Source organism: uncultured Neptuniibacter sp. (genome assembly GCF_947498015.1).
Taxonomy (GTDB): domain Bacteria; phylum Pseudomonadota; class Gammaproteobacteria; order Pseudomonadales; family Balneatricaceae; genus Neptuniibacter.
Window position 1 is genome coordinate 306,586 of sequence record NZ_CANMIR010000002.1, and the last position, 15,563, is coordinate 322,148.

Here is a 15,563-nt window from a genome sequence, read left to right on the forward strand (position 1 = left end):
GCCTATATTAACTTATTAACAAGCACCTAATACAGCCACAATAGATTTTTATAAAAGAGCGGCCAAAACATGATTATCCTTACTCTTAAGAGGAGGAAATTTACCGAGATCAGTCCAGCCTTGCGATGGCGTATGAAAATCACTTCCGGCCGATAGCATCAAATTATTTTCATTGGCGATTCGAAGCAAGTGATAATGATGATCTGGCGTCATACCCGGATATGAAACCTCAATTGCCTTACCACCCGCTTCAACAAAACTCTTAATCACCGCTCTTAATTTAGTAAAGGTCATCTTATACTTTGTCGGATGAGCAAGCACAGCTATACCTCCAGCCTGGGAGATCACCTCTATAACCCTTTCCAAAGATGGCCACTCAATTTTTATATCTCCTTTTTTCCCAGTCCCCAAATATTGTTTGAATGCTTGCTGTTCAGTGGAAACCACTCCTTGGGCAATCATCGCCTTTGCGAAATGGGGGCGGCCGATAATCCCTTCCCCGGCTATACCCTTTGCATCTTCAAGCAGATCAGGCAACCCCATCTTAATCAGCTGCTCTGCGATTCGTACCGACCTCTCTTGCCTTAACTTAGCCAGATTATCAAGATAGGTGATTAAAGCTTCTGACTGAAAATCCACCCCTAAACCAACCACATGAATGACCCTGCGGTTCCACTGAGCCGTGAGTTCAGTGCCAGAGATCAGCTTTAAACCCAAGCACTTCTCATTCTGAAGCTTCGCGACCCCCGATAAAGTATCGTGGTCAGTCAATGCTAAAACCTCTATACCATTCCCAATAGCGCGTTCAACCAGCTCAACTGGGGTTAGAGAACCATCTGAGGCGGTCGAGTGGCAGTGCAGGTCATAATTTGGTAATTCCATATTTATTCACTGTTTATATAAACGCTCAGCAACTTTATACTTGGCGTTTAACTGAATGAATTCAACGAATATGAAGCTGTTATTAGATTTTCTACCCATCATCATCTTCTTCATCGTCTACAAGGCGACCAATGATATCATCATTGCAACTGCAATCCTGATCCCAGCCACGCTTTTGCAGATGCTATACACCTGGATCAAGACGCATAAAATTGAAAAAATGCAGCTGGTCACCCTTGTATTGGTCATTATCTTGGGTGGCGCCACTGTCCTATTCCAGGATAAGACCTTCATTCAATGGAAACCCACTGTCGTAAACTGGCTTTTTGGCCTAGCATTTTTAGGAAGTCAGTTTATCGGTGACAAAACTATCGTCGAACGAATCATGGGGAGCAACATCTCACTGCCCGCGTTCGCATGGCGTAAACTGAATATTGCCTGGGTTATCTTTTTTATAGCGATGGGTGTACTTAACCTGTTTGTAGCATATAGCTTCAGCGAAGAGACCTGGGTTAATTTTAAACTATTTGGCATGCTCGGCCTGACATTAGTCTTTGTACTAGCTCAAGGCCTCTATCTTTCCAGACATATCGAAAACACTGAAAACAACGATCAACAGTAAAAGGTCATCTCGTGTATTACGCAATTATCTCTGAAGATGTTGAAAACAGCTTACAAAACCGATTAGACGCACGTCCCGCTCACCTTGAGCGACTGAAACAGCTTAATCACGAAGGCCGCCTATTGATAGCAGGCCCTCATCCCGCTATCGATTGTGAGGATCCTGGCGAAGCCGGTTTCAGCGGCAGTTTGGTAGTGGCTGAATTTGCCTCTCTGGCAGATGCGCAAGCCTGGGCAGACAAAGATCCCTATATTGCCGCAGGTGTTTATGCAGAGGTTAAAGTTAAACCATATAAAAAAGTGCTACCCTAAAGGAACATACTTTTAAAAACTCGACCAAAGGCTAAAGGAGAAGCGCCAAGCAGTAAGAGTAAACTTAGTTAAGAACTATCTTATATAACAGTTATATGTACATAATTAGTTCTATTAAGTGATAATTTAACTGCTGTTTATCCTAGGTTCAGGTTAGAAGAGTTGTAATAAGCTAATAATTTCTTATTATTCTTAGATACAGAACCCAAATCGTATTAAGGACAGCAAAATGAAAAAATTCGCGATCGCTTCCGGCTTAGTATTAGCTATGGGCTTGGCTACAGGTGCACAGGCTCACCCTGATAATGCTGGTTACTGGGATGAAACTCCAAACGGCACTGTATGGAAAACAGGCACTGGCGGATGCTGGCGTCATGGTTTCTGGAAAGAAGAAAACGCTATCGAAGGTTGCGATGGATACAAAGCAGCTGAAGCACCTGCTCCGGCACCTGCTCCAGCACCCGCTCCGAAGATGATGAGCGTTGTTGAGAAACACGTTGTCTACTTTGACTTTGACAGCGCTGAGCCAGGTGATGTAAGCGATATTTCCAGCTACATCAACTCACTTAAAGAAGTAAGCAGCGTAAATCTGGTAGGTCATGCTGACCGTATCGGTGCAAGCGCTTATAACGATGCTCTGTCACAGAAACGTGTAAATGCAGTATCTGATGCGCTTCAGGCTGGCGGTGTAAACGGTTCTGCTATCAGTACTGGCTACATGGGCGAAAATGCACCAGCAAAATCTTGTGATGGTCAGCGTGGTGCTAACCTGATCGATTGTCTACGTGCCAACCGTCGTGTTGAAGTAGAGATCTCTGGTAAAAAATAAGTAATAAAGTCATACAGCTTTATTACTGAAAGGGCGCTTCGGCGCCCTTTATTCAACAAACAGTAAAGGCTGATAATGAAGAAACTCACTACGTTCCTGCTTTTCCTCCCCCTCTTCCTATTCTCCAAAACCATTTTTGCAGCTGACGAATACCCAGAGCAGAAAGTGGTTTACCACATCAATTATGACGATCCTAAACGCATTTCCGGGACCTTTTCTAATATGGCAAACCATATTAATGGACTAGGTGAAGGACGAGTGGAGATCAAAGCTGTTGTCCATGGCGTAGCCATAAAGTATTTCATCGACGCCGTTAATGATGAAGCAAAACAGACGGCTCTTGACTCATTAAGACTAAATGATGTGCAGTTCATCATCTGTGGTAACAGCCTCGACGGCTTTCAAGTTACCCACGAAGATCTCTACGATGTAGAAGCTGAAGATGTCGTGCAGGCAGGCCTTCCCGAGATCGTCCACCTTCAACAACAGGGATTTTTTTACGTACGCCCCTAATAGCGCCTATACAATTACCCAATAAAAAAGGTGGCCAGAGGCCACCTTTTTAAAAACACTGAAACGCTTAGTCCACCCAAACTCGCGCATTTCGGAACATACGCATCCAAGCCCCATCTTCATCCCAATTATCAGGTGCCCAACTATTTGTAACTGCGCGGAATACACGCTCAGGATGTGGCATCATAATAGTCACACGACCGTCATCCGTAGTAACACCTGAGATACCTGCTGGCGACCCATTCGGATTAGCAGGATAACGCTCAGTTACCTGACCATAGTTGTCAACATATCTCAGTGCAACATTACCAGCACCCTGCAGATTAGTCAGATGAGTCTCATCTTTAAATTCAGCACGTCCCTCACCATGAGCGATAGCGATCGGCATTCGCGACCCATGCATCTCTTGCAGGAAGATTGATTTACTCTCCTGCACTTCCACCATCGCAACACGTGCTTCAAACTGCTCAGACTGGTTACGCACAAAATGCGGCCATAATTCAGCACCTGGAATTAACTCATGCAGGTTCGACAGCATCTGACAACCATTACAGATCCCCAGAGCAAAGCTGTCATCTCGATTAAAGAAGGTCTGGAACTGCTCACGGGCAACCGCATTAAACAGGATAGACTTCGCCCAACCTTCACCAGCACCCAGCACATCGCCATAAGAGAAACCACCGCATGCCACCAGACCTTTAAATTGATCAAGGGTTACACGTCCTGCGAGAATATCACTCATATGGACATCGACTGCAGCAAAGCCTGCACGATCAAATGCAGCTCCCATCTCTATATGGCCATTAACACCTTGCTCACGAATAATAGCCATCTGCGGACGTACTCCCGTATTAATATACGGAGCCGCAATATCGTCATTCACATCAAAGTTCAACTCTGCACTCAAACCTGGATCTGTATTTTCAAGCAGTGCATCAAACTCCTGCTTAGCACACTCAGAGTTATCACGCAGGGATTGCATATGATAAGAAGTTTCAGCCCACCAGCGCTGCAGCTGAACACGAGACTCGCTGTATACTTCCTCTTCGTCGAAGTGGATATTCAGGGAATCATCTTCATTAAGGGTACCAATAACCGCTGTAATATCGCCGAGTCCTGCAGCATTGAGTTCGGTCAGAACCGTCTCAAGATTATCGCGCTGAACCTGAATAACGCCACCCAACTCCTCGCTATAGAGAGCCGCAGCCAACTCAGATTCATTCTCAGCCAGCATATCCAGCTTAATATCCACACCGGTGCGACCAGCAAATGCCATCTCTGCAACTGTTGCAAAAAGACCACCATCACCACGGTCATGGTATGCCAGAATCAGGCCCTGTTCGTTCAGCTCCTGCATCGCCTGGAAGAACGCCACCAGAGATTCAGGCTGATCGACGTCCGGCACATCCTGACCCACTTCGTTGTACACCTGAGCCAATGCAGACAGGCCCAGACGGTTCTGGCCGTTACCCAGATCCAGCAGGATCAGATCCGTTTCACCTTTATCAGTACGCAGCTGAGGCGTCAGTGTCTTACGCGCATCTTTAACCGGCGCGAAACCGGTTATGATCAGGGACATCGGCGCCGTTACAGACTTATCTTCGCCTTCGTCGTTCCACACAGTACGCATGGACATGGAATCCTTACCGACCGGGATGGTGATACCCAGCTGCGGACATAACTCCATACCTACCGCTTTTACGGTGTCATACAGCTTTTCGTCTTCACCCGGGTGGCCCGCCGCACACATCCAGTTCGCAGACAGTTTGATATCAACGATATCCTGGATACGCGCACCGGCCAGGTTAGTCACGGTTTCACCAATCGCCATACGGCCAGACGCAGGGGAATCAACCAGCGCCAGCGGGGTACGCTCACCCATCGCCATCGCTTCACCTTCATTGGTGTCGTAAGCCGCTGTGGTTACCGCACAGTCAGCTACCGGCACCTGCCATGGACCAACCATCTGGTCACGAGCAACCATCCCTGTGATAGAGCGGTCACCGATGGTGATCAGGAAGGATTTAGAGGCAACCGCTGGAAGCTTCATTACTCGCTCAGCAGCATCTTTCAGATCGATGCTGGTTGCATCAAATGCAGGCACTTCGTAGGCCTTACGCTCTACGGAACGGTGCATCTTAGGTGGCTTGCCGAACAGTACGCTCATCGGCAGGTCAACCGGCTTGTTCTCGAAGTGCGTGTCACCCAGTGTCAGGCGGTGCTCTTCGGTCGCTTCACCCACAACTGCGTATGGACAGCGCTCACGGGCACAGATCGCTTCAAAACGTTCCATATCCTGTGGCTCAACCGCCATTACGTAGCGTTCCTGAGCTTCGTTACACCAGATCGCCAGCGGGCTCATACCTGGCTCATCGTTGTTAACGTTACGCAGTTCGAAATTACCGCCACGCCCCCCATCTTTCACCAGCTCAGGGAAGGCATTAGACAGACCACCCGCACCTACATCGTGAATAAAAGCGATCGGGTTTTCATTACCCAGCTGCCAGCACTGATCAATAACCTCCTGACAGCGGCGTTCCAGTTCAGGGTTATCCCGCTGAACTGAAGCAAAATCCAGATCCGCAGAAGATGTACCAGAAGACATTGAGGAAGCAGCACCACCACCAAGACCAATCTGCATTGCAGGGCCGCCGAGGCAGATCAGTTTCGCACCAACCGGGATCTCTCCCTTGTCAACATGATCAGTACGGATATTGCCGAACCCACCAGCAATCATGATAGGCTTGTGATAACCACGCACCTCTTCACCTGCAGCACCGTTCACCTTCTGCTCAAAAGTACGGAAATACCCGTTCAGTGCGGGACGGCCAAATTCGTTGTTGAATGCAGCACCACCGATCGGGCCTTCGATCATGATATCCAGTGCAGAAACAATACGTTCAGGCTTACCATATTGGCTCTCCCATGGCTGCTGGAAACCCGGGATGTTCAGGTCAGATACGGTGAAACCGGTCAGGCCCGCTTTCGGCTTAGAACCTTTACCGGTCGCACCCTCATCGCGGATCTCACCGCCGGAACCGGTTGCAGCACCAGAGTGCGGCGCAATCGCAGTAGGATGGTTATGAGTTTCAACCTTCATCAGGATTGCAATCTCCTCCTGATTGTAACCGTACTCTTTACTATCTGGTTTAGGGAAGAAACGACCCGCTTTGGCACCATTCATGACTGCCGCATTATCGGAGTATGCAGAGAGGATATTCTCCCCTCCCATCTCATTGGTGTTGCGAATCATCGCAAACAGGGATTTCTCCTGAGCTTCCCCATCGATATCCCATGACGCATTAAAAATCTTGTGACGACAATGCTCAGAATTCGCCTGCGCAAACATCATAAGCTCTACATCGTTCGGGTTTCTACCCAGCTCCTGAAATGCATCGACAAGATAATCAATCTCATCCTCTGCAAGCGCCAAACCTAAGTCAGTATTGGCTGCAACCAGAGCCCCTCGACCACCACCGAGAATGTCCACGCTGGTCATAGGAGCAGGCTGATCTTCTGTGAACAACCCTGCGGCCTCATCAATGCTGGAAAGAACAGCTTCAACCATACGATCATGAAGATCTGCTTTAATCTGTTCTGCCTCCTGAGCCGACAATTCAGATGAGACCGTGACATAATAGGCAACACCACGCTCAAGACGCTTAATCTCCGCCAGGCCACAGTTGTGTGCTATGTCAGTTGCCTTAGAGGACCAGGGCGAGATTGTTCCAGGGCGAGGTACAACCAGAAACAGCTGACCTGTCGGTTCTTGTACTTCAGCCTTAGGTCCGTAGCGTAGAATACGCTCCAGCACTTGCTGCTTTTCTTCCGATAAAGCTTGAGACAAATCGGAAAAGTGCATAAATTCAGCATACAAGCCTTTTACGGCAGGAACCTTAGACTGAATAACAGAAAGTAGCTTCTCATGACGAAAAGCAGAAAGAGCAGGTGCTCCGCGCAGTGCCAGCATCTCTAATAGAGCCTCTTGATAGCTGCCGTAGACCGACAGTAGTTACAGGAGAAATATAGGTTGTGAATTTTACAGAAACAGCCTGTTGGATACCAGAAAAGCAGTACTATGTTTGATATTAGTCGTAAAAAAGATGCCGCATATGCCCTGGTGATTTTTCTCCTGCTCTGCATTCCTGCCCTTCTAAGCTGGAACAGCAAGACACAGCTAGGCGCAATCATTGAATCTGGTCGGCTCAAGCTGGTTACACGTAACTCTCCAAACACCTATTTCATTGAAAAAGGCACCCCTGCCGGTTTTGAATATGATCTGGCCAAAGCCTACGCTGATCATCTGGGGGTCAATCTAGAACTGGTTCTTCCGGACTCATTCAGCGATATATTCACCACCATGGAAGCAAAAGATGGGCATATTGCAGGTGCCATGCTAACCGTGACTCAAGAGAGGGAGCGCAGTTTCGAGTTTACTCAGCCCTATCTTCACACCACCACAGCACTTGTCTACCGAGTCACACAAGGAAAACCAGCCCCAAAAGGGATCGAAGACCTTATAAACTCCAAAAGAAAACTGGTCGTTCTCGCAAATAGCAGCCACGCAGAGCTCCTACAAAGACTGAAAGAGCAACACCCTGAACTCACCTGGGAGGAAACAGAAGAACTCTCCTCAATTGAGCTGTTAGAGAAGGTCCATACAAAAGAGATCGATTACACAGTGACAGATGCTGTCGCCTTCGGTAGCCAGAAATCATTCTTCCCAGGCCTACAAAAAGCATTTGATCTCGACAATCCCCAACCCTTAGCCTGGATGCTTGCTCCCCATTACGATCAAACACTCAAAGATTCCATCAACCGCTTCTTAGCGCTCGAATCCACCCAAGCACTGATTCATGAACTGAGAGAGAAATACTTTAACCGCACCAATCCGCTGAACTTTTACGATACAGCCACCTTTCGTGAAGATATGGAAACGCGCTTTCCTAAACTAGAACAATATTTTCATATGGCAGAGCAGGAAACGGATATTAACTGGCACCTTCTCGCCGCAATCGCTTATCAGGAATCACACTGGAATCCTAAAGCGGTATCACCCACCGGAGTGAAAGGGATTATGATGCTGACAAATGCAGCGGCAAAAGAGGTTGGTGTCACAGACAGAACAGACCCTATGCAAAGCATCATTGGCGGAGCCCACTACCTCGTCAAAGTGATGCAGAAAATTCCTGAACGCATCCCCCAGCCTGATCACACCTGGTTCGCACTTGCAGGGTACAATGTAGGCTATGGACACCTGGAGGATGCTCGCATTTTAACCACCCGAGCAGGGAAAAATCCCGATCATTGGGATGACGTAAAACAGTTCCTTCCCCGATTAACACAGGAAAAGTATTTCAGCACGGTGCGTTACGGATATGCTCGTGGCTATGAACCGGTTCATTATGTCAGCAATATCCGTAAATATATGGAGCTTCTTAGCTGGGAGATACAGCTCCAGCAAGCTCGCAGAAAAGACCAAAAAGCTGATTACGATCCAGATGACGAAAGCTGGGATGAAACCACCGTTGTCGAAGATATCCTACCGGCTCTCTAAGCTTAGAAGAGTTAAGAGGCTGAACGTTTTGCCGCTTTTTTCTCTTCCCTCCGCCTACGGAAAAAATTACTGATCTTCTCGCTACACTCTTGCGCGAGAACCCCTGTTGTCAGCTCAACTTTATGATTCAACCAGGGCTGGGAAAACAGAGAGCAATTACTGGTGACAGCCCCCGACTTTTCCTCCGTCGCCCCATAAACAACCCGAGATACCCTTGAATGAACAATTGCCCCCGCACACATCGTACATGGCTCAATCGTCACAAACAGCTCAGCTCTCGGCATACGGTAGTTTTCAAGCCGCTCGGCCGCATCACGTAATGCAATAATTTCCGCATGCGCTGTCGGGTCATGACCTGTGATCGGCTGATTCCAACCGCGCCCAATCACCTCGCCATCTAAAACAACAACAGCACCGACAGGGACTTCACCCAGACTTTCAGCATAATCCGCCAGCTTCAAAGCTTCCCTCATCCAGCTTTCATCTTGTTTTATTGCATCACTCATTTGAGATTATCCACTGCCATAAAAAAGCCTGCTTAACAGCAGGCTTTCATTATTCCAGATTAGCTCACTCACTTATTCTGGATACTATTCCCACTCAATTGTAGCCGGTGGCTTAGAGCTGACATCATAAGTAACACGAGAAACTTTTGGGATCTCATTAATGATACGACTGGATACTGTCTCCAATAACTCATAAGGCAGATGCGCCCAACGAGCCGTCATGAAATCGATAGTTTCGACAGCACGAATAGCAATCACGTATTCATAACGACGACCATCACCCACTACACCAACAGACTTCACCGGTAAAAACACAGCAAACGCCTGACTGGTTTTATGATACCAATCAGCTTTATGCAGCTCTTCGATAAAGATCGCATCAGCTTCACGAAGGATATCAGCATACTCTTTCTTAACTTCACCCAGAATACGCACACCCAGCCCCGGACCCGGGAATGGATGACGGTAAACCATATCGTAAGGCAGACCTAATTCCAGACCCAACTTACGGACCTCATCCTTGAACAGCTCACGCAGTGGCTCTACCAGCTCAAACTGCATATCTTCAGGCAAACCACCAACATTGTGATGAGATTTTATCACATGCGCTTTGCCAGTTTTCGCTGCAGCAGACTCAATCACATCCGGATAAATTGTCCCCTGAGCCAGGAAGTTAACATCCTCCAGTTTCGTCGCCTCATCATCAAATACCTCAATAAAGGTATTACCGATGATCTTGCGTTTCTTCTCAGGATCATTTTCACCCTCAAGACGCCCCAGGAACAGATCTTCAGCATCCGCACGAATGACGCGAACACCCATGTTCTTAGCGAACATATCCATTACCTGATCACCCTCCTGCTTACGCAGCAGACCGTTGTCCACAAACACACAGGTCAGTTGATCACCAATCGCTTTATGAAGCAGCGCCGCTACAACCGAGGAATCTACACCACCAGACAAACCCAGTAGGACCTTCTGATCACCTACCTGCGCACGAACTTTTTCAATCTGGTCCGCAATAATATTGGCGGAATTCCACAGCGCTTCTGTACCACAGATCTCAACAACAAAGCGCTCCAGGATACGACCGCCCTGCTTTGTATGGGTTACTTCAGGATGGAACTGAACACCAAAGAACTGCTTCTCTGGATGACACATTGCCGCAATCGGTGCTGACTCAGTCGCAGCGATAACCGCAAAGCCTTCTGGTAATTCAGTGACCTTATCACCATGACTCATCCAAACATCAAGAGAGAGGTAGCCGTTATTTGCAACATGATCTTCAATCCCTTCCAGCAGGCGGCTAGGACTGCTTTCAAGGCGAACCTGCGCATAACCAAATTCACGCTTATCTGAAGTAGAAACTTCACCACCCAACTGAGCTGCCATCGTCTGCATGCCGTAGCAGATACCCAGAACAGGCACACCCAGATTAAAGACCACCTCAGGTGCACGCGGAGAGTCACCTTCAGTTACTGATTCAGGGCCGCCCGCAAGAATCACCCCTTTAGGTGCAAACTCACGGATATCCTCTTCCGGCATATCCCAAGCGTGAATTTCACAGTAAACACCGATCTCACGTACACGGCGAGCAATCAACTGTGTGTATTGTGAACCAAAATCCAGAATCAGAATTCGTTGAGCGTGAATATCTTTAGTCATAACTTTCTGTCTCTATGTTTTACAGAGTGACGTTTCTGCAAAAAAAAAAGGGGTGGAAACAAATCCCACCCCGCTTTTTAGAGTTTTTATCTTAGCCAACGCGGTAGTTAGGCGCTTCTTTAGTGATGCTCACATCGTGAACATGACTTTCGCTCATACCCGCATTTGTGATGCGAACAAACTGTGGAACGGTCCGCATCGTGTCAATGTCTGCGCTACCGGTATAACCCATCGCCGCACGCAAGCCTCCCACCAACTGGTGCACAACTCCACCCATTGGACCTTTGCAAGGCACACGACCTTCAATACCTTCAGGAACCAGCTTTTCAACACCTTTAGAAGCATCCTGGAAGTAGCGATCAGATGAACCGGAAGACTGCCCCATCGCGCCGAGAGACCCCATCCCACGATAGGATTTAAACGCACGACCCTGGAACAATTCAACCTCACCTGGCGCTTCATCAGTACCCGCCAGCATTGAACCGACCATGATCGCAGATGCACCTGCTACTACTGCTTTTGCCAGATCACCTGAGAAGCGGACACCACCATCGGCGATGACGGGAACTCCACGCTCTGCCAGAGCAGTAGCTACATTGGCAACCGCACTAATCTGAGGTACACCCACACCAGCAACGATTCGAGTTGTACAGATAGACCCAGGACCGATGCCAACCTTAACGCCATCAGCTCCCGCATCTGCCAAAGCAATCGCAGCTTCAGCCGTTGCGATATTCCCACCGATTACCTGAACCTGAGGAAACGTCTCTTTAACCCAAGCAACACGATCAATTACACCCTTAGAGTGGCCATGCGCAGTATCAACAATGATCACATCCACACCTGCAGCCACAAGTGCAGATACACGATCAGGAGTTTCCGGCCCCGTACCTACCGCAGCACCAACGATCAAACGCCCTTTAGCATCTTTAGCGGCATTAGGATGAGATTGTGCTTTATTCATATCCTTAACCGTCATCATACCTTGCAACTTAAAGGCATCATCTACGACTAGGATCTTTTCAATGCGATGTTTGCGCAGCAGATTGCGGACTTCATCTGGATCTACACCCTCTTTTACCGTCACCAGACGATCTTTTGGGGTCATGATAGATGCAACGGTTGCATCCAGCTTGCGCTCAAAACGGAAATCGCGGTCAGTTACAATACCAACCAGATCTTCACCATCAACCACAGGGAAGCCGGAAAAACCAACTTCTGCAGCCATGTTGCGCAAGTCACCTACCGTCATGTCAGAACGACACGTTACAGGGTCACTTACGACACCCGCTTCGTACTTCTTCACACAACGAACTTCAGCAGCCTGCTGCTCAATTGTCAGGTTCTTATGGATAATACCAATACCACCTTCCTGAGCCATCGCGATAGCCAGACCTGATTCGGTCACGGTATCCATAGCTGCAGAGACCAGAGGGATATTGAGTTCAATACCCTTAGTCAGGCGAGTTTTCAGTGAAACGTCCTTAGGCAGTACTTCAGAGTAGCCCGGAACCAGCAACACATCGTCAAAAGTGAGTGCTTCCTCAGCAATTCGCAACATTCTTTGCCAGCCTGTGTAGTCAATAAATTTAAACGCGAAATTATACAGAAATTAGCCTTTCGTCTCAATCTAAAACTTATTTTTTAACACATTATGACAGCCACAATTTTTTAAAATTTTCAGGATCGACTTCCAGCTCGGGATTAAGATCGTTTACCATGCAATTTATGCAATCTAAAACCCTACATTCCAGCACCGCTATTAGCGTCTCTGAGCTGAACCGGCAAGCGCGCAACCTGCTGGAGCGCTCCTTTCTAACTATTCAGGTCGAAGGCGAACTCTCCAACTTTGTCAGACCCAGTTCGGGACACTGGTATTTCACACTAAAAGATGACAAGGCTCAGGTACGCTGCGCCATGTTTCGGAACCGCAACCAGCTGATCCGACCTCAACCTAAAAATGGTGACAAAGTCAGAGTGGCAGCCAAGGTCAGCCTGTATGAAGGGCGTGGTGACTACCAATTAATATGCGAACATCTACAACCCGCCGGTAGTGGCTCACTACAGGCGGCTTTTGATGCCCTTAAGCTTAAATTGCAACAAGCTGGACTGTTTGCGAACGAGCATAAAAAAGCACTCCCCGCTCATCCTCGTCATGTAGGTATAATCACTTCCGCGACGGGTGCTGCAGTACATGATATTTTGAATGTATTAAAGCGACGTGCTCCCGCTCTTCAGGTAACCATATATCCCACAGCGGTTCAGGGAGAGGGCGCTGCGGATCAGATATGCCGCGCCTTGCTTTTAGCCGAAGCTCACCAGTCATGTGATGTACTCATCATTGGTCGGGGCGGTGGTTCACAGGAGGATCTCTGGAGCTTTAACTCAGAAAAAGTCGCGCATGCGGTGTTTGACTGCCAACTCCCGATCATAAGTGCAGTGGGTCATGAAGTAGATGTTGTCATCACCGATTTTGTGGCAGACGTTAGAGCTCCCACCCCCTCTGCGGCAGCAGAATTGATAAGCCCGGACCAACAGCAGCTCTCAGTAAAGCTCAAGCAACTCGAGCAACGCCTCTTCCGCCAGCTTAAACAGACGTTAAGATTGTCCCGGAATCAACTTGAGAATCTACAATCCAGACTTCGACATCCGACACAACACTTAAAAGAGCGGGCGCAGCAGCTAGACCATCTTGAACTGAGACTAATCACCAATATCCAAAAAAAGCTTGCGGCAAAACGCAATCAACATGCTCTGATTGAAAACCGATTATATAATCAGAAACCCGAACAACTGATCCTGCAGCGCCGGGAACAGATTCGCTCATTACATACTCGATTAAATACCTGTATTCAATCCGACCTACAACGAACCAAACTCCAACTTCGTAGTCTGATGGCACAGCTGCATACAGTCAGCCCTCTGGCAACACTTGAACGGGGATACGCCATTGCAAAAGATGATCAGGGTCGCGTGATACACTGCGCATCGCAATGCCAAGTCGATGATACCATCAGCGTACAACTTCACGATGGGAATCTGACATGTACGATCAACGAAGTTAATTCAGAGGAAACCCTATGAAACAATCAATTCTCAGAGGACTACCTCTCTGGTTGGGCCTCATCTATTTCGGCCCCGCCTTTGCTTCGGTAACTCTTCCACAGGAAGCCCGGGTACCCGGAGGAATCGCCATCATCCCTTTAACAGGCCTACAAACCGACATTACGCCATCTGCCTGGTATAAGGGTAATCGCGTCATGGTCTTATCCAGTGAAGGAACACCTCATCAGCGACAAAGCCGCTGGATCGCAATCGCAGGTATCCCTCTCAGCGCCAAAGCTGAAAAAAAACAGCACCTTAGAGCGAACGCCACCTCATATTACTTTTCCGTAGAACCTAAAGAGTATAAAGCCCAGTACCTGACGATTAAGAATAAACGTCACGTAGAACCCAATCCCGAAGACGTGAAACGGTGGCGACGGGAAAAAGCCAAAATGACGGCAGCCTATAAGATCTGGAGCACTCCCAATCTTAAGAAAGTACAGTTTGACCTTCCCGCTCAGGGCCCGCTTAGCAGTCCTTTTGGGCTTAAACGGTTTTTCAACAAACAGCCCCGAAATCCACATAGCGGACTGGATATTGCTGCTCCACATGGCTCACCCATCATCGCCCCTGCCGATGGCACTGTAGTCGACACAGGCGAATACTTTTTTAATGGCAACACAATTATTATCGATCATGGTCATGGACTCACCTCCATGTACTGCCATATGGATAGTATTGACGTCGAAATTGGCGATCAACTAACCCGCGGTAAACAGATCGGAACTATCGGAAAAACAGGTAGAGTCACAGGCCCGCATCTGCATTGGAGCGTCAGCTTGAATAATACCCGAGTGGACCCCATATTGTTTTTGAATAAGTAATTTATCCACAACGAGCTCAACTCAGAGCTCGTTTTATTTGACTCAGCAGGACTTTATTAATGTCTGACGTACAACTGGAAACACTGGAACAGAAAGCAAGCTACGGCATCGGCCGTCAGATGGGCGACCAGCTGGCACAACAACCATTCGATGGCATGGACCTGAACGCAATTGCAACAGGCATTGCAGATGCCTTCAATGGCGAGGCGATGCGCGTGGAAGTGAACGATATCCAGGAAGCTTTTAACGTAATCAATGACCGTCTGCGTACACAGCAGGAAGCCGCTGCTAAAGAAGCTGCGTCTGTTGGAGAAGCGTTCCTGGCAGACAATGCCAAACGTGAAGGTGTTACAGTTCTTGAATCTGGCCTACAGTATGAAATTATTGAAGCGGGTGAAGAGGATAGCGAAAAACCAACCCGCGACTCAAAAGTACGCACCCACTATCACGGTACTTTTATCGACGGAAACGTATTCGATAGCTCTTATGACCGCGGCCAACCAGCTGAATTCCCTGTTGGCGGTGTGATTGCAGGCTGGACTGAAGCATTACAGCTGATGAACAAAGGTGCTAAATGGAAGCTGTATATCCCTTACAACCTGGCTTACGGCGCACAGGGTTCCCCAGGCGGTATTCCTCCTTATTCAGCTCTTGTATTTGACGTGGAGCTGCTGGATATTCTTTAATATCCAATTCTGCTTATGAGGGCGGCTCTGATTTTCATTGCCGCCTTTTTTGTGAGACATAAA

General features: G+C 48.0%; 13 protein-coding genes. 8 read left to right on the forward strand and 5 right to left on the reverse strand.

Going from position 1 to position 15,563, the window contains the following annotated elements; translation table 11 throughout:
* Window positions 1–48 precede the first annotated feature (48 nt).
* On the reverse strand, window positions 49–882 hold the full coding sequence (locus Q0882_RS03690) for a PHP domain-containing protein (RefSeq protein WP_299178226.1): 834 nt from the start codon (window positions 880–882) through the stop codon (window positions 49–51).
* A gap of 70 nt (window positions 883–952) precedes the next feature.
* Here Q0882_RS03690 and Q0882_RS03695 point away from each other — a divergent pair, with 70 nt between their 5' ends.
* The 4 genes from Q0882_RS03695 (at window position 953) to Q0882_RS03710 (ending at window position 3,157) form a co-directional block, all read left to right on the forward strand.
* Window positions 953–1,504 (forward strand): septation protein A, encoded by a 552-nt coding sequence (locus Q0882_RS03695; protein WP_299178413.1) that lies wholly within the window; start codon window positions 953–955, stop codon window positions 1,502–1,504.
* Between the two features lie 11 nt (window positions 1,505–1,515).
* Window positions 1,516–1,815 carry a YciI family protein gene (locus Q0882_RS03700; protein WP_299178228.1) on the forward strand — a complete coding sequence of 100 codons (300 nt, stop codon included), beginning with the start codon at window positions 1,516–1,518 and terminating at the stop codon, window positions 1,813–1,815.
* 229 nt (window positions 1,816–2,044) lie between these two features.
* On the forward strand, window positions 2,045–2,644 hold the full coding sequence (locus tag Q0882_RS03705; protein WP_299178230.1) for an OmpA family protein: 600 nt from the start codon (window positions 2,045–2,047) through the stop codon (window positions 2,642–2,644).
* A gap of 75 nt (window positions 2,645–2,719) precedes the next feature.
* Window positions 2,720–3,157 carry a DsrE family protein gene (locus Q0882_RS03710; RefSeq protein WP_299178231.1) on the forward strand — a complete coding sequence of 146 codons (438 nt, stop codon included), beginning with the start codon at window positions 2,720–2,722 and terminating at the stop codon, window positions 3,155–3,157.
* 67 nt (window positions 3,158–3,224) lie between these two features.
* On the opposite strand, the gene purL is transcribed toward Q0882_RS03710, so the two are convergent.
* Window positions 3,225–7,127 (reverse strand): phosphoribosylformylglycinamidine synthase, encoded by a 3,903-nt coding sequence (gene purL / locus Q0882_RS03715; protein WP_299178232.1) that lies wholly within the window; start codon window positions 7,125–7,127, stop codon window positions 3,225–3,227.
* Window positions 7,128–7,235: 108 nt separating this feature from the next.
* Between purL and mltF the strand changes: the two genes are divergently transcribed.
* Entirely contained in the window at window positions 7,236–8,714 is a 1,479-nt protein-coding gene (gene mltF / locus Q0882_RS03720; protein ID WP_299178233.1) for a membrane-bound lytic murein transglycosylase MltF, read from the forward strand.
* An 11-nt stretch (window positions 8,715–8,725) separates the two neighbouring features.
* Here the strand turns inward: mltF and tadA are convergent, their stop codons facing one another.
* The 3 genes from tadA to guaB form a co-directional block, all read right to left on the reverse strand.
* Window positions 8,726–9,220 (reverse strand): tRNA adenosine(34) deaminase TadA, encoded by a 495-nt coding sequence (tadA, locus tag Q0882_RS03725; protein ID WP_299178235.1) that lies wholly within the window; start codon window positions 9,218–9,220, stop codon window positions 8,726–8,728.
* Between the two features lie 84 nt (window positions 9,221–9,304).
* Entirely contained in the window at window positions 9,305–10,885 is a 1,581-nt protein-coding gene (guaA, locus tag Q0882_RS03730; protein ID WP_299178237.1) for a glutamine-hydrolyzing GMP synthase, read from the reverse strand.
* 91 nt (window positions 10,886–10,976) lie between these two features.
* Entirely contained in the window at window positions 10,977–12,446 is a 1,470-nt protein-coding gene (gene guaB, locus Q0882_RS03735) for an IMP dehydrogenase (protein WP_299178239.1), read from the reverse strand.
* A 158-nt stretch (window positions 12,447–12,604) separates the two neighbouring features.
* Between guaB and xseA the strand changes: the two genes are divergently transcribed.
* From xseA to Q0882_RS03750, 3 genes are read left to right on the forward strand one after another with little or no spacing between them, the layout of a single operon-like run.
* Entirely contained in the window at window positions 12,605–13,969 is a 1,365-nt protein-coding gene (gene xseA / locus Q0882_RS03740) for an exodeoxyribonuclease VII large subunit (RefSeq protein ID WP_299178241.1), read from the forward strand.
* Window positions 13,966–14,814, forward strand: a complete 849-nt coding sequence (locus tag Q0882_RS03745) for a peptidoglycan DD-metalloendopeptidase family protein (protein WP_299178243.1) — start codon at window positions 13,966–13,968, stop codon at window positions 14,812–14,814. The genes xseA and Q0882_RS03745 overlap by 4 nt, the downstream gene beginning before the upstream one ends.
* Window positions 14,815–14,873: 59 nt before the next feature.
* Complete coding sequence (locus Q0882_RS03750; RefSeq protein ID WP_299178244.1) at window positions 14,874–15,500, forward strand: FKBP-type peptidyl-prolyl cis-trans isomerase; 627 nt, start codon at window positions 14,874–14,876, stop codon at window positions 15,498–15,500.
* The last annotated feature ends 63 nt before the right edge of the window (window positions 15,501–15,563 follow it).